Here is a 25205-nt window from a genome sequence, read left to right on the forward strand (position 1 = left end):
GGGACGCTCCGCGTTCCAATGGGACGCAGAGCGTCCCCGGCTGCATTCCCACGCGGAGCGTGGGAACGATCAAATCAAGAGGGAGAGAGGGTTACTTCTTCATGATCGAGGTGAACAGTTCGGATTCGAGCAGGCGCTGCAACCAGGCCTGCAAGCGAACATAAGGCGTCTGCGCGAACCACTCGCGATCAACATGAGCGAACTGCCGGACGAAGGGCAGCAGGGCGATGTCGGCGAGACTGAGCCGGTCACCCAGCAAATAGTCGTGGTCTGCGAGCGTCAGATCCAGATAGTGGGCGATCATCTCGCACTGCATGCGATAGACCTCCATCGGTTGCTCTGGATAACGCTCAGCGTATTTGTAGTGGTTCAACGAAGTCTTGAATCGTTGATCGTTCGTCTCGATCAGCATGTCCATGATGACGTCAGCACCCGGATCATCCTTGAACAACCAATCATCCGGATCATTCTGCGCCAACGCCCAGCGCATTATCTGCAGACTCTCATCGATCACTACGCCATCGGCATTCAGCACCGGCACCGTGCCCTTGGGCGAGAGCGCGAGCATCTGCGCCGGTTTGTCCTTGAGACTGACTTCGACAATCTCCACCGGCACGCCCGCATAACGCAGCGCCATTCGCGCACGCATCGCGTAAGGGCAGCGGCGGAAGGAATACAGCGTGTTCATTTCACCTCCAGCGTGCTCAAACCATTGCCCTGGCGCCGCACCTGAATCTGCACCGGGATGCGTTCGTGCATTTCCTGCACATGGGAAATCACCGCCACCTTGCGTCCCTGCGCCTGCAAGCCATCGAGCGCGTCCATGGCCAGTTGCAAGGATTCAGGATCAAGGCTGCCGAAACCTTCGTCGATAAACAGCGATTCGATTTTCAGCGTGCTCGACGCCATCGAGGCCAGACCCAGCGCCAATGCCAGCGATACGAGGAAAGTTTCGCCGCCGGAAAGCGAATGCACCGAGCGCAGTTCGTCGCCCATTTCCGTGTCCATCACCAGCAGGCCGAGCATGCTGCCGCCGCGTTTGAGGCGATAGCGTTTGACCAGTTGGCGCAGCTGCGCGTTGGCGTGATGTACCAGCAGGTCGAGGTTGTAGGCCTGGGCGATCTTGCGGAAGGTGTCGCCGGTGGCCGAGCCGATCAAGGCACTGAGCCGCGCCCAGCGCTGGTACTCGGCATAGGCGTCGGCGATCTGCTGGGCCAGCGCCTGATTGGCGTTCTGCCGACGCTGGTCTTCCACCTGTTCGGCGCGCAGTTCGGCGCACTGCTGTTCGCTGGCGGCGAACTGGTTTTGCAGCTCGGCGAGGGCGCTGTCCAACTGTTCGGCGTCAAGATTGCCGTCCTGCCGGGTCTGGTGATCGAGCAGGCGCTGATCGCGCTCCTGCAACAGGACCTGGGCCTGTTCGATGGCTTTTTCGTTGTGCTGAAGGGTCTGGCGCAGTTCGGCGACTTGCGCGTCATCGAAGCGCAGCAAGTCTTCGAGGCCGCCGTCATCCAGTTCCGGGTGGCTGGCGCGCCAATCAGCGATCTTGCCGGCGAGTGCCAGGTCTTCAGCTTGCAGTGCTTGCAGGCGTTCCTGTTGGGCCTTGAGCTCAGCGGCGATCTGCACCAGCTGCGTGCGCACGCTTTGCAGCTCCTCAGCGGTGCTGGTTTCCGCGCTGCGCGCCTGTTCCACGGCGTGTTCCAACTGCTGCTGCCAATGCTCGGCGCTGCTGTGCTCGCCAAGTAACTGCGCGAGTTTTTCCTGACAGCTTTGCTGCTGCTCGGTCAACGCCGTGAATTGCTGTTCGGCACTGTGCAGCTGCTGAGTGCGCAGCTGCTGGCGATCCTGTTCTTTCTCGAGGGTCTGCTGGCGTTGCTGCTGTTCGCTCAGCTCTTCCTTTTGCTGTTCGAGCTGGGTCAAACGCTCGGCGATCTGCCGGTCCAGCTGCATGAACGTTGCCGCCGGCTCCAGGCGCAAGGCTTCGAGCGTGTCGGCGGGCAGCAGCGGGCCGAACGCGCTGAGTTCTTCTTCAAGGCGCTGACGGTCGCTGTTGAGTTCATGCTGCTGATGGCTGAGCTGTTGCGCCGCTTGCTGATGCGCTACCTCGGCCTGACGCAATTGTTGCGACAAGCGCGCCGCGTCCTGTTGCAAGGTGAGCAGGGCGCTCTGGCGTTGTTCGTCCTGAGTGATGCTCTGGTTCAACTGCTCGGTCTGGCGGCTGAGCCAGGCGTCGCGTTTGTCGGCGTCCTGATTGAACAGTTGCGCGGCCAGCGGATGCGCGTCGAGGCTCGGGGCCAAGGCTTGTTGCTGCGCCGCGAGTTGTTCCTGTTGCTGGAGCAATTCTTTCTGTTGCGCGATCACGCCACCGACTTCGCCGCGCAGCTCGATCAGTTTTTCCTTGAGCTGATCGACCACTTGCTGGGCGTTGGCCTGTTCGTTTTCATCGTGACGGCCAAGGCTTTGCAACAGCGCTTCGGGCTGATGATAGGGATGCTCGTTGCTGCCGCAGACCGGGCAGGGCTGATCGTCCTGCAACTGCGCGCGCAACTCTTCGACACTGGCACTGCGCGCCAGCCGCTGACGCTCGAGCAGTTCGCGAGTGACGCTGAGGGTCTGCTCGGCGACGGTCAGTTCGGCCTTGGTTTTCACACCGTCCTGGGTCAAGCGTTCGCGTTGCTGCTGCGCGTCGAGCTGGCGTTGTTGCAACTCGGCGCTGCGCTTGTCGAGATCCTGCCGAGTCGCCCACAGGCGCGACAGGTCTTCGATCGCGCGTAGCTGCTTGCGGTTGTCCTGCAACAAGGTGCCGAGCAGGCCGATCTGTTCGGCGACTGCGTCCGGCTCTGCGCCGGCCTCTTTGAACAGCACTTCCAGTTGCTGTTTGTGCGAGGCCAGTTGCTCAGCACTGTGCGCGGCGTTCTGTTCGAGCGACGCCAGTTCGCTCTGGCCCTTGTTCAAGCGGTTGCCGATCAGCATCAGCTGTTGCAGACGATCGCGATAGGCGCTCCAGGCATCGCTCAAGGGCGCCAGATGCGCACTCTGCTCAAGCTCGGTGGCGATGCGTTGCAAACGCGCGGCGACTTCAGTCTGCTTTTCCTGCAAAGCCTGAATCGCGCTCTGGCCATCCTTGAACGCTTGCTCGGCGGTTTGTCGGGCTTCGGCGCTGCTGGCAGTGTCCTTGATCAGGCGGGCGAGGGTGCTTTGTTCTTCAAACGCCTGACGCAGCAACGGCGCATTTTCGCTCTGGCGTTGTTGCGCTGCGCTCAGGGCGACTTTTGCTGCGTCGAGGTTCTGTTCCAGCTGCGTCTGGCGTTCCCCGAGTGCCGCGTGTTGTTGGGTGTGCGCGGCAATCTGCGCCGCCAGTGGTGTCAGCAGCGCATCGAGCTCGGCCTTGCGCGCGAACTGATGGCGTTGCGGGCCAAGCTGTTCCAGACGCGTCAGTTTCACCCGCTCGCCGGCCAGTGCCTGCCATTGCTGTTGCGCGGTTTGCAGTTGTCCGCTGGCCGCTTGCTGCGCTTCCTGCAACAGACGCAAATCCTTCAGCCAGGCATGCTGTTGCTCAAGCTGTTTGAGCTGCGCTTGTTGCGCCTTCATCTGTTGCTGCGCGGTGTTGAAACGCTCGTCGAGTTCGGCGCGGGCTTCGGGGGCCATTGGCGTCACGCCGGTGGCCTGATCCTGCAACAGCTTGTGCGCTTCGCGGGCTTCTTTGGTCTTGTCGAAGGCGCGGCGGCCGAGGCGGGTGTACAGCGCGGTGTCGGTGAGTTTTTCCAGAAGTTCACTGCGGTCGTTGTCGTCAGCCTTGAGAAACGCACTGAACTCACTCTGCGCCAGCAGCACAGCGCGAGTGAACTGTTCAAAGTTGAGACCCAGAGCGGCTTCCAGCTGGGTTTTGTATTCGCCTTTCTGGCTGGCGAGCAGTTGATCCTGATCGATGTCGCGCAGGCTCTGCCGGCTCGCTTGCAACTTGCCGCCAGCCTTCTCGCGAGCACGATTGGCTTCCCAGCGCGCGCGATAGCGGCGGCCATCAACGCCGACAAAATCCACTTCGGCATAGCCTTCACCGGTGCCGCGTCGCAGCAAGGTGCGCGGGTCGCCAGTGGCGATTTCACCGTCAGCATCCGGGACTTTCGCATCGCGACCGGTGTTGTTCAGGCGCGGCACAGCGCCAAACAGCGCCAGACACAAGGCATCAAGCAACGTGCTTTTGCCGGCGCCGGTCGGGCCGGTGATCGCAAACAGCCCGGCGCTGACCAGCGGTTCAGCGGTGAAATCAATCTCGAACGGCCCGGCCAGCGAGGCGAGGTTCTTCAAACGAATGGCGAGAATCTTCATGGCTGCTCGCCCTCCAGTTGCACGTCCTGCAGCAGTTCGGCGAAGTCCTTGAGCGTCTGCTCGTCGACCTCGCTGCCGTAATTGTCGAGCCAGGCGCGGCTGAACAATTCCTGCGGGGTGAGCTGGTCGAGTTCGATCAACGTGCTGCCGTCATCGCTGCCATCGGCGCCACGATTGCCGGCGTATTCAGCGGCGATGCGCACCAGTCGCACGGCTTTGCCTTGCAGTGCGGTTTCCACTTGATGGCGCAGATCCGGCTGCGGCTCATCCAGACGCACGCGCACTTCGAGCCAGGGCTGGCGCTGGGTTTCGGCGAGCAGATCGATGTTCGGCAGGTCGGCCAGTTGCAGCAGAATCTCGGCCAGCGGCGCCGGGCCGATGCGTTGCAGATTGACCGAGCGCGGGATCAATTTCGGCTCGACGCCGACCAGGGTTTCACCCTCGAGGACCACATCGAGAATCTGATGCTGATAACCGATTTCGGAGAACGACAGCGGAATCGGCGAGCCGCTGTAGCGAATGCGCTCCTCGCCGTTGACCTTCTGCGGCTTGTGCAAATGGCCGAGGGCGACGTAACTGATGCTTTCGCCGAACAGGCTGGCGGGTAGCGCTTCGGCATTGCCGATGATCAGGCTGCGCTCGGAATCCTCCGACACCGAGCCCCCGGCCATGTGCGCGTGGCTGATAGCGATCAACGCCTGCCCGGGCTGACGCTTGGCATTCGCCGCCGCGATCAGCCATTCATGCACCTGACCGATGCCGCGCAGATAGTTGTCACCCAGATGCGCGCCAGTGACTTCCGCCGGGCGCAAAAACGGCAGCGCCAGACACCACGCGGCGATTTCTCCCTGCGCATTCGGCAACGGCAGCAACAAACGTTCGGCGTCGAGCTGCCCGTCATCCAGCCACAGCACCCGACCCAATGCGTGAGTGCGCAAACGCCGCATCAACGGCGCCGGCAGCTCGATCCGCGAGCCGGAATCATGGTTGCCGGCGATCATCACGATGGTCAGCAACGGCTGCTGTTCGTGAGCGCTGACGATGAAGTCGTAAAGGCGTTCCTGAGCTTTGACTGGCGGGTTGACCGTATCGAAGATATCGCCGGCAATCAGCAGCACATCCGGCTGCGCCAGGTGCAACTGGCGCAGCAGCCATTCGAGAAAACACGCGTGCTCGAAATCGCGCTCCTGGCCGTGCAGGTTTTGCCCAAGGTGCCAGTCGGAGGTGTGGAACAGACGCAAGGTGGACTCCGCATTTTGATCAAGAGGGTGGCCGCGAAGAAGAACGGGCGGCGAGAGGAGGGGAGTTTACTGGCAAATCACGCCCCTTGCCTTGTCGCGTGTCTGCTTGCACCGACAGCGGCGAATATTTCGGTAATCGGCCGATGCGGCTGGCGCTTGTGCATCCGCCGCACTTGTTCACTCAGTCGCAACAACTCTTCACTGGGCTTGGCCCATTGCTCTTTCGGCAATGGCTCGGACCAGGCACGCATAACATCCGGCAGCGCCTGCTTGCCGATTCTTTCCAGCCGACGAATTTCCCATTCGAGCAGACGGTTGGGAATCGTCCATAAGGTCATGACGTGATACAGGTACCAGAAGAACCCCGACAACCGCGAGCGGCGGCCTTCATGGATCTCCTGATGCATCCGCGCGCGGGCATTGTGGAATGTATGCAGGCCTTCGTGGGGTGGGTCGTCCGGGCCTTGCAGATCCTGCAAATCCTGAATCGATTTGAGGTCGTTGACCTCGTACTCCATGTAACCGCGAATCGCTTCCCAATGGCTGATCGCGAGCTCCAGGCCGGCGCATTGGAATTCCTGGCTTATGAGGGTTTCACCTTGGTAGAAACCGATGCCCATACCGTATTGGCGATGGATCCCGAACTGGGTGGCGCCCTTGGCTTCGATGATCCACGCGCTGAGCGACTCCCACGGGACAAAAACCGGCTCGGTGGCGCCTTCGGGCATGAAGCAGACTTCGCGGCGTTGGCGGTTGAAGCGGGTTGGGATGAGGGAGAGGCGTTTTTTGTGGACGTGGTGCCAGACGCCCAGGCCGATACCCAAGGCCATAAAACCCGTTAATAACGCCAATTTGTAAAGGGCAAGAAAAACACCCTCAATAATTTCCTGAATAAACTCCCAGTTATCTCCAAACATGAGCCCAATAAAGCCTCCCACCAGTGGATATAGAAACGCGATCATGAATGTGCCACTGAACGGTCCTCCTAAAGTCACCTGCCACATAAATACCTGCGGGTTTCCCAACCCGAAGTCCATGTAAACACTGTTTAGTTCCCCTATGTGAGGCCCGTAAGGTGGCGTTTTTGTTGGTAATGGCAAGGGCGCGAGATAGGTAATTTTTCCACTCGGAAACGGCTCTACATCGCCCGCTTTTCTGATCACCTCACATTGCGCATCAACAAGAGGCTCATTGTGATTATTCAGCATGGTCAGCCCTTTCGAGGTATTGATTTTCAACCAGCAGAACCATCGGGTTTTCCTTGAACGAGCCGGGAGCAACAACTGCGAAATGGCCGTCACCCCGAGGGTCTCTCGCCTCGGCCAACATCAACCGAAACATCCGCATCCAACGCGGTCCTCTGTGGGAGCGAGCCTGCTCGCGAAGGCGCGCAAACAGGCAAAAAACCTCCCTCCCTCTGGTCACAAAACTGCTCTGCATCAGTCCACAGCCCGCCTGCAAACCTCAGCGAAAATCTGCGTAATCGGCCGATGCGGCTGGCGCTTGTGCATCTGCCGCACTTGTTCGCTTAGTCGCAACAGCTCTTCACTGGGCTTGGCCCATTGCTCTTTAGGCAGCGGCTCGGACCAGGCGCGCATGACTTCCGGCAGCGCCTGCTTGCCGATTCTTTCGAGTCGGCGCACTTCCCATTCGACCAAACGGTTGGGGACCGTCCATAAAGTCATGACGTGATACAGGTACCAAAAAAATCCCGACAACCGCGAGCGGCGGCCTTCACGGATCTGCTGATGCATCCGCGCCCGGGCGTTACGAAAAGTGTGCAGGCCTTCGTGGGGCGGGTCGTCCGGGCCTTGCAGGTCTTGCAGGTCCTGAATCGATTTGAGGTCGTTGACTTCGTACTCCATGTAACCGCGAATCGCCTCCCAATGGCTGATCGCGAGCTCCAGGCCGGCGCATTGGAATTCCTGGCTTATGAGGGTTTCACCTTGGTAGAAACCGATGCCCATGCCGTATTGGCGATGGATGCCGAACTGGGTGGCACCCTTGGCTTCGATGATCCAGGCGGACAGCGATTCCCATGGGACGAAGACAGGTTCGGTGGCGCCTTCGCGCATGAAGCAGACTTCGCGGCGTTGACGGTTGAAGCGGGTTGGGATGAGGGTGGCGCGGGTTTTGTGGACGTGGTGCCAGACGCCTAGGCCAATAAACAAGGCAATTAAACCCGTTGAGAAAGCCAATTTGTAAATGGCAAAAAAAATACCCTCAATGACTTCTTTAATGAACTCCCAGCTATCACCTAACAGAAGTCCTATAAACCCTCCCATCAGTGGATATAGGAACGCGATCATTAATGTGCCGCTGAATGGTCCGCCTAAAATGACTTGCCAAGAAAAAACCTCCAGTGTCCCTAAACCGAAATCCATATAAACGTCATTCAGTTCACCAATATGCCGACCGTAAGCTGGCATTGATGTTGGTAATGGCAAGGGCGCGAGATAGGTAATTTTTCCGCTCGGAAACGCCTCAATGTCACCGGCCTTTCTAGGCTGTTGAAGCGGGCGAATTGTTAATGGATCATCGTGATTATTCAGCATGGTCAGCTCTTTCTAACAGGTGAGCCTCAACCAGCAAAACTGGAGGTTTTTCTTTGACCTGTTGAGGAGTAACAACCCCAAAATGACCCTCACCACGCGGATCTAGGTGAATGACGCGAGTTCGAGATGCCCATTCACCTTTTTCATTCAATGTCTGAACGCACACAGCCAATTCCAGCGTTTCTTTCGCGGGAACAAATTCCGACCCGAGGCCCGCTGGATACTGGAGACAAAGTATCAGTCCTTCTGGGCTGGACTTCACGATGCGCAGGCTGCTTAAAATCTCGTCACTAATGACATCTCGCTGCTCTCGTGGTGCTCCTCGACTGTGCAGCGGAATTGAAATGCGGTGCGCGCCGATACCTAAACGGGAGGTTGGGTTGCCGCCAAACGGAGGCAGCAGATCATTCAGCGTTAGGGTCGGCAATGCTAAGTGAATATCGCTGGGTTTGGCTTTGAATAACAGATCCTTCAGCCAAGAGTCGTACAGATTTGGGCCAAGCTGCGCGTAAGGTGCGTGAATTAAAAAAGCCAGATAACTTTGATAGTCATCAAGTGAGTGGTCGCCACGCATCTCGCTATCCCTACTCCACGGTGTGATTTTCAACCATTTATCGTGAGCACTGATGTTGTAGCGGCTGTACAGCCAGCTGCCGCCCAGCTCTAGAACGGTAAAAAGTGCTCCAGCGAGATTGAAGCGGAAAAAGACGGTGGATAAACGTGTGCCAGCAGCGGCCCAAGCAGCTCTTCGAGCGGCATTACTTGACGCCTTCAATACCTTGAATGTGGAGTGGACAGTGTTGGTCAAACCATAGCTAGTAGTTGATGTCATGCCACCAGCTCCCATCGTCGCCAATGCAGCTGCGCTTTGCGCCGAATGATTTCCACTGCGAACCGCCTGTTCCCAGTTTTTGCGCTGCGTGACAAAACTGTTCGTAGAAGAAGCCAACCCTGACAAATATGTAAAAAAACCCAATCCCACATGCAATTTCCCCATCTGCACGTGCACGGTCTGCAAGGCATGGAGCTGAACGCTTGCCACTAGAGAAGCGCAGCGAACTTTTAACGCCGTATCAGCAAGACTTTGTGCGGCACTAAATCCCGCCGCTCCCGTTGCAGCGACTGAATTCATCAACGAGGTCCACACTCTTTCATTTACAGCCTGCCTGCGCAGCTCCCGATAAACCCCCACCAAATTCACCACCTGCACCATCACCACCAACAACCCCATCCCCTCCGTCCGCACCAGACTCGCCTTCGAAACCCCCGCCACTCCCGCGCGAATGTTCTCCAGCAACCCTCGCAATTCCCCGTGCTGCGCCGGCGGAAACACCACCGTCACGCCCGCTTTCGCCGGGGTGGCGCCATACAGCCGTGCCGAGCGATCCGGCAGTTCGTCAATCGGGCTTAGCGCTGCCGCAAGGCGGCCTTCGAACAAGGCCAGTTGCGTGCGCACGCGGACGATTTCTTCCTGCAATTCCATCGCCCGGGCGGTTTTGTGGCCTTGGCGGTTTTTATTGTGGGTGAGCTGGTTGCGTTCGCGGTTGAGGGTTTTCAGGTAGTCGCGTTCGCGCAGCACTTCCTTGATCGTGGCTTGCAGCGCCGCTTGTTCCGCCGGGGTGGATACGGTGAAGGTCACGCCGCTGGTTCGCGCGGCGTCGAAGACGCGCAGGCGCAGGGCTTTGGGCAGGCGCTGGAACAGTTCGTCGAGGTCGGGGATTTTCTCGCCGGCGAGATCAAAGCCTTCCAGCGCCCGGCTCAGCCCGAGGTTCAGCGCCGGGCTGTAGGTGTCTTGCACGGCATCGGCGAGGACTCGGCTGTGTGCGGGCAGGTCGTCCAGCGCGGGCAGCTGCGGCTGCTCGATGCTCTGCAACTTGGCCAGCCAGTCCGGCAGGTTGTTGAACATCGCCATGCCGGCGTTGAACAGCGTTGAATATTGCCCGGCCTGCTCGGTCTGCAAGCGCAGCGGCAAGGTGTAGAACAACGGGCGGGTCAGTTGCGGGTGTTGTTCGAGGTAATCGAGCATTTGCTCGTTGGCCGCGTCGCTGCGGCCGATGTCCTTGAGACAGGCGTATTCGCTGGCGAGCGCCTGATCGATCTGCGCTTGGCCGTCGAAATACCACGCCGAGCGATGGAAACGCCCGGCGCACAGCAGTTGCGCGCGATCGGCGGTGATGCGTTCGAGCAGGCGATTCCAGCGTCCGAGGTTGTCGCGATGACTGTTCAGCACCTCATCCATGGCCGGGCGGTCGATCAGGTCGTTGATGCCGCGTTTGCCGCTGAGCAACGGGCCGTCGAGCACGTCTTTCATGCGTCGGCTCTGATCCTTGCCGAGGTCGACCAGTGTGTTCAGGTGGCGCTCGACGAAGTCGGCCGGGGCGACTTCAGCAAAATATTCGCGGGTGTAAAAGCGTCGGTCCGCCTCGGCGGTGACGCGAGCGTGCGCGGTGAAATCAGGGGCGACGCCATCAAAGCGGTTCAGCGCCAATGACTCGTCTAAAGCCTTTTCGCGCTGTTGCTGCAGTTCAGGTCGAGCCTGGGTATCGGTCGGGACAACCTCACCACCTTTGTTCAAATACTCGAGCAGCGCCTGCCGGGTATTTTCCCGATCCGGCTCGGGCAATTGCTCCAGTTCAGCAAACAATGCCTGGGCGCGCGGATCGTCGCTGGCCTTGGCCAGGGTGTCGAAATCCTGAGCGCCCAACTGGCTCAGCGACTCGATGTAGCTGGCCAGCAGATAGTCGCGCTCGTTGTTGTCGGTGTTGCTCCACTGCTCGATCCAGCCGACCACCAGGTCCTGATAATCGGCCAGATCGCGCATCACCCCGAGGTCGTCGTTGACCAGCAGAAACAGCGTGTCGTCCTGATAAGGCCCGCGCACCCGACCAAGAAATTCGCCGATATGCGCCTCGCGAAAACGTCGTGGGTTTTCCCACAGATAGGGTTCGCGTTCGTGCTCCGGCGCATCGCTGACCTGCACCGCCGGCATCCGCGTGGCGTCTGCCTCGGCCAGCGGTTTCGCTGTGCAGGCCACTTCCGCCAGCCACTGTTTGGCCTGGGCCACGGTGAGCAGATGCTCGCCGCCGATCAGACAATGCACCGGGCCGAGATCGACCGCCTGCATGAAGTGCTCGCGTTCCTCCGCGCTGTCCAGCACCTGTCGGCATTTCGCCGCGCTCAACTGCACATCGGCGAAGGTCACGTAAAGGGTGCTTTTGCGCGAAAAGATCAACGCCGGACGTTCTTCGATGGCGCTGCGCTGATCCTCGCTGACGCTTTTGCCGCGATGCAGCAATGCGCTGATGACGCCTTCAAGCACGCGGTATTCGTAGAGCTCGCCGCTGAGACTGTCGACGATGTACAGCCAACCGTCGCGCAGGCGGCGGATGCCCATGGGGCGCGTGGTCAGGGTGTACGGCAGCGTGATTTCGGTGCTGGGGTCGAAGGGTTTTTCCACCAGGCCGTACGCGAGGGGCAACAGTTGCACGTGGGTGTTGCGCAAGGGGCAGGCGGCGGGGCCGATGATCGGGGCTTTGGACGCTGCGGCTGCCGCGAGGTTGGCGGGGTGCATCATTGAGCACATTTCCCTGTGTCTGTTTGTGACAGAGAAATGTGCGTGTATCTGGAAAACGACAGCAGTCAGATCTTTCTGTGTTTTGCGTAGGAATCGAACACTCGGGATGAAACCTACAAGGGATCGTCTGAAATCTTACAGAGGTTACTTCGGATGAATCGTGAGTAACGCTGAAGGCGTACCCGCGCTCGCAAACTTACCCTGATAAATAGATCCGTTAACACGCTCATTGCCTAGGGATTTGAGCCGTACCGCTCATCGAAATCGATTTTTCAACGCATCCATTAATTGACGCCAAAATAGTGGCCATCTAATATCGCGCCACTATTTTGATACTAGTGCGCTATTGCAGGGATGCCAGCGACTCTTTGCGCTCATCCGCGCCGCTTACCTGCGGAGCATGGCACCTGATCAAACCGATTATTGCCCGTTGCAGGATCTTCTACATGGACGTTCGCCAGTACGCATTCCTCGCTCGCCAGCCTTCTGCCGCTACGGCCAAACGCGAGCAGTTCCTCGGCATGCCCAAGCGCGGACTGGCGTTCCTGCTGGCCAACGTCATGTTCTGGCAACCGCTGTGGGCGCAGGCCGACGGCATCGTCGTGGCCAACCCGAATACCACGCTGGACCGTGCCGGCAACGGCGTGCCGATCGTCAACATCGCCACGCCCAATGCCAGTGGCCTGTCGCACAACCAGTTCCACGATTACAACGTCGGCGCACAGGGCGTCATCCTCAACAACGGCGCGATTCAAACTTCGAACACGCAACTGGGCGGTCACGTCATCGGCAACCCGAACCTGAAAAACAGCGGTTCGGCGCAGGCGATTCTCAACGAAGTCATCAGCGGCAACCCGAGTCAGTTGCGCGGTTACACCGAAGTGGCCGGGCAGTCTGCGCGGGTGATCGTCGCCAACCCTTATGGCATTACCTGCAATGGCTGCGGTTTCATCAACGCACCACGGGTGACGTTGACTACCGGTAAACCAGTGCTGGAAAACGGTCGGCTGGATCGCTTTCAGGTCGATCAAGGCAGCGTGGCTATCGAAGGCGCGGGCATCAACGCAACCAATATCGACCGCTTCGAAATCATCACCCGCAGCGCCAAGATCAATGCGCAGATTCAAGCGCAGAACCTGACCATAGTCGCCGGTCGCAACGACGTTAACGCCGACAGCCTCAACGCCACAGCCCGCGCCGACGACGGCAGCGGCAAACCGCAACTGGCCATCGACTCTTCAGCACTCGGCGGCATGTACGCCGGGGCGATCAAACTGGTTGGCACCGAGGCCGGTGTGGGGGTGAAACTCGACGGCAAACTGATTGCCAGCGGCGGCGATATTCAGCTGGATGCGAACGGGCAACTGAGCTTGGCCGACACCTCGGCTACCGGCGCGGTCAACGTCAAAGCGGCCAGCCTCGACGCGCAAGCTCCGATCTATGCAGGCACGTCGCTCAACGTGCAAACCCAAGGCAATCTGACCAACCGCCAGACCCTCGCCGCCCGTGACAGCGTGGTGCTCAGCGCCGGTGGGCAACTGACCAATGCCGGCGCCATCGAAGCCGGCGTCAATGCTGACGGCAGCCGTAACAGCAACGGTGATTTGAGCCTTCGCGCACAGAATCTGAGCAACAGTGGCAAGAGCCTCAGCGCCAGCCGCAACCTGACCGTCAACGCCGCGCAAACCCTCAACAACCAGAATGGCCTGCTGAGTGGCCAGACCGCGAGCATCACCGCCGGCACGCTGGACAACCGCAACGCCGGCAAAGTGCTGGGCAACAACAGCCTGACCCTCACTGCCAATCAGGTGCTGAACAATCAAGGCACGCTCACCAGCAATGGCAGACTCACCGGCAACATCGGTCAGTTGATCAACAGCAACGGTGAACTTGGCAGCCAGAGTGACGTAGTGCTCACGGTCACCTCGCTGGACAACGTCGCCGGCCTGATCACCGCTGGCCGTTTGCTCGACATCACCGCCCTCGGCGCCATCAACAATCGCACCGGACGGATCGGCGCGAAACAGGCCGTAGCGATCAAAGCGCAACAACTGGACAACAGCCAGCAAGGCCAGCTGACCAGCGAAGGCACGCTGACCACGCGCATCAGCGACCAGTTGAACAACCAGAACAAGGGCCTGATCCAGGCCAACGGTGCGATGGACGTGCAGGCCACGCGCCTGGATAACCGCGCCGGCAAGATTTCCGGTCTCGACATCTTGACCGTCAGCAGCGCGACCACCGACAACCGTGCGGGTGTTTTGCGCGCCGACAAAGCGACGACGCTGCTGATCGATAATCTGGATAACCGCGACAAGGGCCGCGCCGAGAGCAAGGCAGCGCTGACCTTCGAAGGCAGCACGCTGAACAACAGCAATGGCGGCTTGCTGACCTCGACCGGACTGTTGAGCATCAAAGCCCGGGATGTCACCAACGATGCCGGACGGATTTCCGGCAAGGGCGATATCGACGCCAGCATCGACAACCTGACTCAGCAAACCGGCGAACTGGTTGCCGAAGGCAATCTGAAACTCACCGGCAAAACCCTCAACAGCCGCCAGGACAGCCTGGTCGGGTCGCTCAAGACCCTGACCGTCAATGTCGACCAGATCGACAACCGCGCCAGTACGCTTTCCAGCCAACTCGACCTGCATATCAATGGCGCACGCCTGGACAACAGCGAGGGCGGCAAGGTGCTGTCCGACACTACGCTGGGCCTGAAAGTCGCGCAGATCATCAACGCCACCAATGGCCTGATTTTCAGCAAAGGCGCGGCGACGCTCAGCGGCATCGGTTTGAGCAATGTGGGCGGGCGGATCGTCAGCCAGAACACACTGAACCTGACCCTCGACAATGCCCTCGACAATCAGCAAGGTCTGATCAGCAGTGAAGGGCACATGACCCTGAATCTCGGCAGCCTCGACAATCGCCTGGGCAAGCTGTCGAGCCTGGAAGCGATGGCACTGACCAGCGTCGCCGGGGTACAGAATCAGGGCGGGCTGATCGCCTCGCAAAAGGGCCTGACCTTCACCAGCGGCAGTCTCGATAACAGCGACAACGGCATCCTCAGTGCCAAAGCTGATTCGACCCTGACCACCGGTGAGTTCAAAAACCGTCAGGGCGGCAGCCTCGCCACGGACGGCACGCTGTTGCTGACCACCGCGCATCTGGATAACTCCGGCGGCATCATCGGCAGCCAGAAAACCCTGCAGGCTTCCGTCACCTCGCTGCAGCAGGACGGCGGCGAGTTGTTCAGCAACGGCGACCTGACCCTGGACCTCAACAATGGCCTGCTCGATAACCAGCGCGGCAACATTCATACGCCGGGCCAACTGCTGCTGAAAAATCTCAAGGATGTGAACAACAGCGCCGGGGAAATCTCCGCTGCCAAAGCCTGGAATCTAAGCGCGCAAAGCCTGAACAACGACGGCGGCAAGCTGCTCAGCAATGAAAAACTCACCCTGGTCATCGACCGTGCGCTGAGCAACGTGAAAGGCCTGATCGCCTCTGCTGGCCTCCAAGCGCGCAGCGCCAGCCTCGACAACAGCGGCGGTGAGATTCGCGGGCGTGGCGAGGTCGATTTCACCGTCACCGGTCTGTTCGACAACCAGGCTGGCGTGGTCATCGCTGACGAGGGCCTGACGCTCACGGCGGCGCGTCTGGATAACCGCCGCGAGGGCCTGGTCGGTTCGACCCAGGCGCTGCAACTGGTCGTCGACCGTGTCGATAACCGCAGCGGTGAACTGTCGAGCAAGGCCGGCGTGAGCCTGATCGGCGCCTGGCTCGACAATAGCGACAGCGGCTACATGCTGGCGGGCGGCAATCTGGCGTTGACCGTCAACGAGGTGATCAACCGCAACAACGGCGTGCTGTCCGGCGCTACCGGCCTGACGCTGGTCGGCAAAAGTCTGGAAAACAGCGCTCGCCTGACCACGCAACAAGACCTCGCGATTACCCTCTCTGGCGAGCTGAACAACGCGCAGGGCAGTCTGCTCAGCGAAGGTGCGCTGGCGATCGATGCGCAAAGCTTCAATAACGATGGCGGTACGCTGTCCAGCGCCAAAGCGCTCAGCGTCGACACACGCGGTGCGGTCAGCAACCGGGGCGGCCAGTTGTTGACCGATGCAGCGTTGACGCTCACCAGCAGCGCGCTGGACAACCAGCAGAAAGGCGTGATCAGCAGCAAAAGCAATCTGCACATCACTACCGGCGAACTCAATAACAGTCAGGCGAGCATTTACGCCGCCGATCAGCTTGAGTTGAGCGCCGGCAAAGTGACCAACACGGCTGGCAGCCTCGGCGCTGGCAATGCGTTGACTGCCGATATTCAGGGCCTCGATCAGCAGGGTGGCAAACTGTTCAGCAGCCACGCCAGCGTCAGCGTCGACCTGCACGGTGGTGCGCTGAACAACCAGGGCGGGGTAATCAATGCGCCGGGACAGTTGCTGCTGAAAAATCTCGCTGAGGTGAACAACCGTGGCGGCGAGATTTCCAGCGAGCAGGCCTTTGAACTGATCGCCAAATCGCTGGACAACAGCGGCGGCCAAGTGCTGAGCAATCAGAAACTGAGCCTGACCCTCGACAAGGTCCTGACCTCGATCAAAGGCACGATCGCGGCAGCAGCATTGCAGGTTCGCGCGGCCAGTCTCGACAACAGCGATGGCGGCGTATTGCTCAGTGACAGCGATATCTCGGTGACCGTCGATGGCCTGCTCGACAACCACAACAAGGGCAGCATCCGCGCCGCGCAACAACTGACCCTCAACAGCACCGGCCTGAACAACGAGGAGGGCACGCTGGTGGGTGCCGCTGGCCTTGCCATCGACCTCGGCGCCACCGCGCAGGACCTCAACAACCAGGGCGGGGTGATCAGCAGCAAAGGCGCGTTGAGCATTGCGCACCTGCGTGACCTCAACAACCAGGACGGCGTGATCAACAGCAAAGGCGTGCTGAGCATCGCCACCCTGCGTGACCTGAACAACCAGAAAGGTGAAATTTCCAGCGTCAACAGGTTCAGCCTCAGCGCCAACAGCCTGGACAATCGCGGCGGCAATCTGATCAGCAATCAGCAACTGTCCCTCACCGCAGCCGAGCTGAAAAACAACGGCGGCCTGATCTCAGGCTGGACCGGCGTGACCCTGGCCGGCGGCACTATCGATAACAGCCTCGGCGGCGCGATCTCCAGCCAGCTCGGCAATGTCAGCATCGACCTCAGCAGCGCGCTGATCAACCACAGCCAGGGTGGCGTCGGCAGCAAGGGCGAGCTTTACATCAAGGCCGGCAGCCTCAACAACAGCGCCGGCACGCTGACCAGCGACGGCAAGCAGACCTTGACTGTGCTCGGCGGTGAAGTCAGCAACGCTTCCGGCGGCTTGATCAAAAGCGCTGACACCCTCGATATCCGGGCGGCGAGTCTGAACAACGCCTCGGGTAACCTGAATGCGAAAAAAGCCCTGACCTTCACGGGCGGTGCGGTGAACAACAGCGGCGGCAGCCTGGTCGGCGACGACCGCGTCACACTCGACCTGCTCGGCGCGCTGACCAACGTCAACGGCGCGCTCGGCAGCACCGGGCCGCTGGTGCTGACGCGTTCGGCCAGCATCGACAACCGTGGCGGCCAGATGATCAGCCAGAGTCTGCTGAGACTGCTCACCAGCGGCGATCTGAACAACAGCCAGCGCGGCACCATCGCCGCCAGCAGCCAACTGAACCTTACCGCCGGCGGCCTGCTGCGCAACGACGGCGATGGCCTGATTTCCAGCGGCGCCGCCGACGCCATCCTCACCGCAGCCGCACTGAACAACGCCGGCGGCGCGGCGCAAAGCATGACCGCGCTGACCGTCAACACGGGCAACGGCGCAATCGACAACCAGGGCGGCAAGATCATCGCGCAGAACGGCGATCTGAACCTCACCGCCGCCAGCCTCGACAGCCGAGGCGGCGTGCTGTCGAGCCTCAAAGGTCTGCTGCAAACCCGTCTGACCGGTGTCCTGCGCAACGGCCAGTCAGGCAAGATCGAAGGCAGTCGCCTCGACCTGCGCGCACTGGGCGGCATCTACAGCGACGGCGGGCGCATTGCCGCCAACAGCGGCGACATCCTGCTCAACGCCGGCGGCAACGCCCTCGACAACAGCGGCGGCGGCATCTATGCCCGCGGCCAGGTGAACGTCATCGCCGGCTCAATGAACAACGCGGCCGGCCAAGTCAGCGGCAGCCTCATCGACCTTGGCCTTGGCGGCAATCTCGCCAACAACGGCGGCCTGATCGAAAGCGCCAGCACTCTGGCGATTCGCGCCGCCAACCTCAACAACCAGAGCGGCAAACTACGCGCCCTCGGCGGCAGCGGCAAAACCGATTTCCAGATCGGCAGCCAGTTCGACAACCGCAACGGCCTGGTGGAAACCGCCAACACCGACTTCTCCCTCGCCGCACCGAGCTTGCTCAACGCTGGCGGCACAGTGACCCATGTCGGCCTCGGTGAATTCGGCGTCTCCACCGCCAACGTGATGAACGCCGGCGGCTCACTGGTGACCCGTGGCGGCCTGACCCTGAACGCGGACAGCTGGACCAACAGCAGCGTGATCCAGGCGGGGCGCTTGACGGTGAATGTCGGCAATTTCGTGCAGACGGCCAGTGGGCAATTGTTGGCTTCGAATCAGTTGGTGGGGCGTGGCGGGAACTGGACGAACGAGGGGTTGATTGCCAGTGATGGCGGGCTTGATATTCAGTTGAGTGGGACTTACGGCGGTAATGGGCGGGTGAGCAGTCTGGGCGATCTGCAACTCGACGCCTCCACCCTCAACCTTACCAGCGCAACGAGTATTGCGGCCGGAAGCAATACGACCGTAGGAGCGCGCGGCGGCTTGGCGATCGTCAACAACTACGGCCGCCTGACCGCTGCCAATAATTTGATAGTCAACGCCGGAGTCGTTAACAACTACGGCACGCTCGCAGGCGCGTCGGGTATGAAGCTGACGACCTCGTCACTGCTCAACGATCAGGGCGGGTTCCTGTTCAGCGGTGGCGACATGAAGCTTCGCGTGGGCGGCTTCAGCAATAAGAAATCCGACGTTTACAGCCTCGGCGCAATCGATATTGCGCGGGACGATGCCGGTAATCGCGCGGCGACGGTGGAGAACCTTTCCGGGACGATGGAGAGCACTGGTGACTTCTCGATCAAGGCGAACTCGATTGTTAACCGCAGGGATCAATTCAAGACTGTTTCCGAGATGTACTCGGCGGATATCGGGGTGCGATGCCTCACATGTGACCAGCTTCCACTTTACTGGACTGATCTACTGGGTAACCGAGCGCCTGCAAAACAATTGGTTTGGGAGCAAAAATTCAGGGTAAGTATCCTTGAGGGGGAGAGCTCCAAAGCTGCCTCCATTACTTCCGGGAAAAATCTTGATTTATCCGGTGGCTCACTTCTGAACTCGAACTCTGCCATTGTCGCCTCTGGAAACATCAGCGTCGACGTAGCCAACTTCGAGAACTCGGGTACTGCTACAGGCGATTATGTTTCTCGTCGATATATTCAAGCGGGTCAATCACTTAATCAGTGGCGTGAAATCGCCATGTATAACATGCAAAACGACGCTGATTACAACAAAGACATACGTTTCTGGAATGTTAACGACATTGATTCGAGAGTAAATCCTAGAGAAGTGAAACAGGGAGCCAAGAATGAGAATGATTATTATCAGATAATCGGGCCCGTTGTACTGTATCTGGGGAGTTATACCGGTCCACGATACAAGGCGGTGAGTTTTGGCGACTCGTTGTATTCGAACGGTGTCCGAACCGAAGCTCCTGACTTTATAAAGAATGCAGCTTTTGATGAAAAAATAGTCACGTCCGACGCTTCAGGCTTCGCCTCGGCCATCATTCAGGCCGCGGGCGACGTCACCATTAAAGCCAGCAATAAAATCAGCAACGGCGTTGAAAAGGCTTACAGCGCGGGGGCTGCCGGCGCGTTTCGAAACGCCGACACTGGCGCGACCGGAACCGGCAGAACGACAGTCATCAGCCTCAACAGCCAACTGCCACCCGACCTCGCCCAGCAACAAGTCAATCCGCTGACATTGCCCGGTTTCAGTCTGCCGGTGGGTGGCAACGGCATGTTCCGACTGAGCGGCAAAGAGGGCAGCGAACAAACAATGGCGCCAGGTCAGGCCTGGGCCATTGGTTCCATTTCCGGCACTGCCGCCAAACATACGGAAGGTATGCCGGTGCGCAAGGCAACCGACTTCCAGTTCGACGGCAATGACCCGGTTTCGATAAAAAATCGCGATCTGATGCTGGCCAACGGCGCGTCAGTGAACCTCAACGACAAAACTGCCCAGTTCAACGTCGGCACGACCATCGCTGATGTGCCAGTAGGCGTGCTACTGCCTAATCGTGGCAACGTTTCTTTCGATGTGCCGCGCGTGCAGGGTCTGCCCGACACCAGCGTGCGCTCCAACCCACACAAATACCTGATCGAAACCAATCCGGTACTCACCGACCTGAAAAAATTCGAGAGTTCGGATTACCTGCTGCAGAAGCTCGGCTACGACCCCGACACCAGCGCCAAGCGCTTGGGCGACGGCCTGTTTGAACAACGCTTGGTGCAGCAGGCCGTGGTCGCCCGTACTGGTCAGCGCTTCATCGACGGCCAGACTTCCGACGAAGCGATGTTCAAGTACCTGATGAACAACGCCATCGCCAGCAAGGACCAGCTCAACCTGTCGATGGGCGTCACCTTGACCGCGCAGCAAGTGGCAGCACTGACCCACGACATCGTCTGGCTTGAAGAGCACGAAGTGAATGGTGAAAAAGTGCTGGTGCCGGTGCTGTATCTGGCCCAGGCCAATAACCGGTTGGCGCCAAATGGGGCACTGATTCAGGGTGGAGACGTGACCCTGATCGCCGGCGGCAATCTCGATAACGCGGGTACGCTGCGCGCCTCGAACAACCTCTCGGCAGAAGCAGGCAATAACCTTACCAACAGCGGCCTGATCGAAGCGGGCGAACGCCTGATGCTCAAGGCCGGCAACGACATCATCAACAAGTCCGGCGGCATCATTTCCGGCAAGGACGTCAGCCTGACAACCGTAAAGGGTGATGTAATCAACCAGCGTGACGTGATCGGCTTCGACCTGACTGGTCGCGGTAATGTGTTGCACCGTGACTATTTGAACAACGCCGCGCGAATCGAAGCCGCCAATGATCTCAACATTGGCGCAGGTCGCGACATCAGCAACATCGGTGGTGTCCTGAGCAGCGGACAGGACATGGCGCTCGATGCCGGACGCGACGTCAACATCACCTCGGTCCAGGATCGCCGCACCGACTCGCGCGGCAGCAACTTCCTCAACCAGACCATCACCCAGCACGGCGCTGAAGTGACGTCCGGACGGGATCTGTCGATCAGTGCCGATCGCGACGTGGCAATTGTTGCCAGTCGACTGGATGCCAAGCGCGATCTCAGCGTCGATTCAGGCCATGACATTGTCATTACTTCGGCCGCCGACGAGAGTGACTACTTCTCGCGCAGCAAGAAGCGCGCGAACGAAACCCACAGCATCACGCAACAGTCGTCGGTATTGAACGCCGGACGCGATATCGCGCTGAACGCGGGCAATGATTTGGGCGTTATTGCCAGTCGTATAAAGGCGCAGGACGATGTCAGCCTCGATGCGGTACAGGACATCACGGTAGCATCGGCGAAAGACGAAACCTCTTCGTACTATTACAGAAAAAAGAAGGGTTCGTTCGGACGAAGCAAAACCACACAGTCGGAAAGCTATGAAAGCGAAAACGTCGCTTCGGTAATCGAGGCGGGTCGTGACCTGACGATGAACGTCTCGAAGCGTAAAGATGATGGCGTCAGCCTCGATGGCGGGCGCAACGTCACGATCATCGGCAGTCAATTGAGCGCCGGCAACGATTTGCTAATCGGTGCGACCAATGATGTCGCGGTACTTTCTGGCACCGAAGAGTCAGGCAGTTACAGCAAAAAAACCAAGACTGGCCTGTTTGGTATGTCTAAAAGTGGCAGCAGCCATCTGCAAACCTCGGTGACTCAGGTTGGCAGTGAGTTGAACGCCGGTCACGATGCGGTAGTGATAGCCGGGCGTGATGTTCGGCTGAATGCCAGTGAAGTCAACGCGGATAATAACGCAGAACTGAATGCCGGCCTTGTGGACAAGGCCGGCGATATCACTCTGTCGTCAGCTGATGACCAAGCGTATATCCGGGCTGAGGAATATAAGAAGAAAGTCGGGCTTTCGCTGAAGGATGCTATCGGTTGGGCCGTCGGTACGCCGGGTTTCGGCGCCGATATGACATTCGCTACTTCGCACAAGGGTGTGCGGGAGGTCGTCAGTTCCGAGAGCATCGGAAGCCAGGTCAACGCAGGCAACGATGCAATTCTGAATGCTTCCCGAGACATCAATATCATCGGCAGTGGGATCAGCGCGGACCACAATGCGTCTCTCAATGCCGGTCGCGATGTCAATGTGGTCGCGTCGATCGACAATCACCGCAGCACTAGTTGGGATACAGATAAGACCGTCGGTATAAAACAGACCATAGACAGCAATGCTTTCACCACCTTCGCCGGCAGTGAAACCATTCAACATGGCGTTAACAGCACGGGCTACACCGCAGCGGGCAGCTCCATCGATGCGGGGATGAATCTTAAGGTAAACGCCGGTCGCGACATCAATCAGCAAGGCTCGGATTTGTCAGCCGCGAACAACATTAACCTCAAAGCTGATCGCGACATCAACATCGATGCCAAGGAGGAGGCAAGCGAAGTCACCATCCGTGACATCATCAAGCGTAACGGCCTCACCGTGACCACGGCCTACAACATCGGCAACACCATTGATGGCCTCAAAGGCACTGGCAAGGGCGAGGATGGGGTCAGCAAAGGATCCAGCGTACTGAAAGCGGTCGATACACTGGACCAGTTCTTCAGCGGACCAAAGTTCGACGGCCACATTGGCGCCTCCAGTGTCAGCTCCAGCAGCACGCAGAGCTCGGTGACACAACGTCCATCGACGCTTTCAGCGGGTGGCGACGTCTCGCTCGACGCCGGGAACAACGTCAACGTCAGCGGCAGCCAGTTCAATGCCGGGCGTGACATCAACGTCAAAGGCAAAGACATCACGTTCGATGTGGCGCACGGTTCCGAAAGCAGCGATGGGCATTCAACCCAGAGCAAGGGCGGAGTCAAAGGTGGCACCACCGGTGGCTTCAAACTTGGCGTGGGTGTCAGTAACGCCGGGACTGAAGAAAAATCGAATCAAGGCACTTCGACGGCAACTCAGCTGAATGCTGGCGGCAGTATCAATCTGGATGCGAAAAACGACCTGACGCTGATTGGTACCCGTGCCACCGCGGAGCGGGATATTTCCCTCAAAGCCGCCAACGATCTGAATATCCTTTCCGCACAAAATGCCTATGAGAGTTCCCATGATCGGCGTAGCTGGGGCGCAGAAGGCGGAATCATCGCCGGCCAGGACGGTTTTGGTATCTACGGTTCGGGGAACGTGGGCATCGGCGATCTCAACCGCGAAGGTGTGAAGCAACAGGAAGCCTACCTGTATGCCGGCAATAAGCTGGGCTTCGAAAGCGGGCGTGACACAACGATCGCCGGCGCCACTCTTCGAGGTGACGAGGTCATCGGCGATGTCGGCCGCAACCTCACCGTGACGTCTGTGTCGAACACCGGCAAGGTCGAAGGTAAAGAGTTCGACGCCAGCCTCACGGTTGCAGTCAGCATCGGTGTAACAGCCAGCGGTTCACTGGGGTATGGGGAGACCAGCGGCAAAACCAACTGGGTCGAAAACCAGACGGTGATCAGTGGCAAGAGCAAAGTCGATATCCACACCGAGAAGCACACACAACTCGACGGCTCGGTCATTAGCGCTGACAACCGCAACCTGAAACTCGATACCGACACCCTCGGCCATCGCAACATCACCGGCAAGGATAACGAGCATGGTTATTACCTCAATGTCAGCGGCAGCTATAACCATAACGGCGGCGCCCAGGCTGACAAGCCGAATAAAGGCATGGAAGGAGAGAATAAAAATAGCTGGGCGGTAGAGGGTTACAAGTACGACAAGGATCGTCAGCAGACGCTGAACGCCACCGTGGGTGAAGGTCAGATCGTTGTGCGTAACGACAAGGCCACGGGGCAGGACTCGACATCCGGACTCAATCGCGACGTCAACAGGGCGTATGAGATCACTAAGGATGACGAACATCGAACGACGTTGTACGCCAGCAGTTCCTCAATCGACGCTGTTACCCATCCGGTAAAAACTGTCGAGGGCTGGAGCGATAACGTCGTTGATTTCAAAAAGAACATGCTTGATCAGGCTAAAGCCGGGGCGAGTTTCCTGCAGAACCTGAACCAGGCGATCAATGCTCAGCTTGTCGATATTGATGATGTTTCCCCGACACTTATCGATGAACTGGGTAAAGAGCGTGCACTGGCAGTCACCAAAAACTTCGTTAGACAGGGACTGGACCCCGCCCAGATAAAATCATTGCCTGAGGCAGTCCTGAAAGGGCTGTCCGAGTTTGCGAAACAAGCGGCTGATTACGAAAAGCTGGTGGAGAGTTGTACCGCAAATAATACCTGCCCGCAGATGACGGCTGACCCATCAAGCGGCCCGGATAAACCGGGAACAATGACGCTGCCGCCTATTCCGGTTCCTGCAAGCCTGGTTACTCATGGCCAGCTGGCATTGAATCAAGTACTGGACTTGATTGATCTGACCAAGGATATGCCGACAGAGAAAATTCAGGCCACCGTTATCGCTGTACAAGCGGTGATGGGCCCGATGAAGTTCCTGTTGAGCATGGCCGCCAATGGACTACTCAACGCTGCGTATGGCGACAAAATCGATGAGCTGAAAGATCTGGCCGCGATCAAGCTGGCGGCGAAATTGCTCGGTGAGTCAGAAGAAGAGCTGACGAAGCTTCACGAGACCGCCAAGCAGGAGCACAACGGCGGTAATGAGGAGTACAAATACGACGGCGATGGGTATGTAGTTGCTACGCGTTTCCTGATCGATGCGGTACTTGGGGAATTCAAGTCCCTCGGAATCAAGGCTGTCACCAGAACCGTCGCGGTTGTAAAAAAAGATCCGGCCGATGTACTGGGCGGTCCGCACAAGGAAACCAGCAAACCGGTGAATGATGGATTGGATTCACACCATTGCCCTGCTCAGAAATGCTACAAAGGTGCGCCAATCAGCAGTCGTGATGGTCCTGCCATCAAGATGGATCCAGAGGATCACAAAAAGACCGCGAGTTTTGGTCGTTCCGAAGAGGCCAAGGCTTATCGAGACAAGCAACAAGAGCTGCTCGAGGAGGGGCGCCTGATGGATGCTATTCAGATGGATATCAATGACATCAGAAGTCAGTTTGGCAACAAGTACGATGAAGGAATCAGACAAATGTTGGAGTACGCCTCCAAACTAGATCCGAACGATTTCAGGAGGTAAT

At 58.9% G+C, this 25205-nt stretch carries 7 protein-coding genes; 1 reads left to right on the forward strand and 6 read right to left on the reverse strand.

Annotation, left to right across the window (positions count from 1 at the left end):
- Window positions 1-91: 91 nt before the first annotated feature.
- The 6 genes from AAEZ10_RS01945 to AAEZ10_RS01970 form a co-directional block, all read right to left on the reverse strand.
- The gene (locus tag AAEZ10_RS01945) at window positions 92-688 is read right to left on the reverse strand and encodes a glutathione S-transferase (RefSeq protein ID WP_071172691.1); all 597 of its coding nucleotides are present in this window, start codon (window positions 686-688) and stop codon (window positions 92-94) included.
- Window positions 685-4326: an AAA family ATPase gene (locus AAEZ10_RS01950; RefSeq protein ID WP_350567280.1), complete on the reverse strand. Its 3642-nt coding sequence runs from the start codon at window positions 4324-4326 to the stop codon at window positions 685-687. Before AAEZ10_RS01950 ends, AAEZ10_RS01945 begins: the two co-directional genes overlap by 4 nt.
- On the reverse strand, window positions 4323-5567 hold the full coding sequence (locus AAEZ10_RS01955) for an exonuclease SbcCD subunit D C-terminal domain-containing protein (protein WP_073471116.1): 1245 nt from the start codon (window positions 5565-5567) through the stop codon (window positions 4323-4325). Before AAEZ10_RS01955 ends, AAEZ10_RS01950 begins: the two co-directional genes overlap by 4 nt.
- A 77-nt stretch (window positions 5568-5644) precedes the next feature.
- Window positions 5645-6805, reverse strand: a complete 1161-nt coding sequence (locus AAEZ10_RS01960) for a hypothetical protein (RefSeq protein WP_350567283.1) — start codon at window positions 6803-6805, stop codon at window positions 5645-5647.
- 201 nt (window positions 6806-7006) lie between these two features.
- Window positions 7007-8122: a SoxR reducing system RseC family protein gene (locus AAEZ10_RS01965; protein ID WP_252886334.1), complete on the reverse strand. Its 1116-nt coding sequence runs from the start codon at window positions 8120-8122 to the stop codon at window positions 7007-7009.
- On the reverse strand, window positions 8112-11705 hold the full coding sequence (locus AAEZ10_RS01970; RefSeq protein ID WP_350567286.1) for a toxin VasX: 3594 nt from the start codon (window positions 11703-11705) through the stop codon (window positions 8112-8114). Before AAEZ10_RS01970 ends, AAEZ10_RS01965 begins: the two co-directional genes overlap by 11 nt.
- A gap of 437 nt (window positions 11706-12142) precedes the next feature.
- Between AAEZ10_RS01970 and AAEZ10_RS01975 the strand changes: the two genes are divergently transcribed.
- The gene (locus tag AAEZ10_RS01975) at window positions 12143-25204 is read left to right on the forward strand and encodes a hemagglutinin repeat-containing protein (protein WP_350567289.1); all 13062 of its coding nucleotides are present in this window, start codon (window positions 12143-12145) and stop codon (window positions 25202-25204) included.
- Window position 25205: the final 1 nt, after the last annotated feature.

Origin of the sequence: Pseudomonas sp. H26/SER47-MNA-CIBAN-0231 (assembly GCF_040310465.1) — a bacterium.
Lineage (GTDB): Bacteria > Pseudomonadota > Gammaproteobacteria > Pseudomonadales > Pseudomonadaceae > Aquipseudomonas > Aquipseudomonas atacamensis.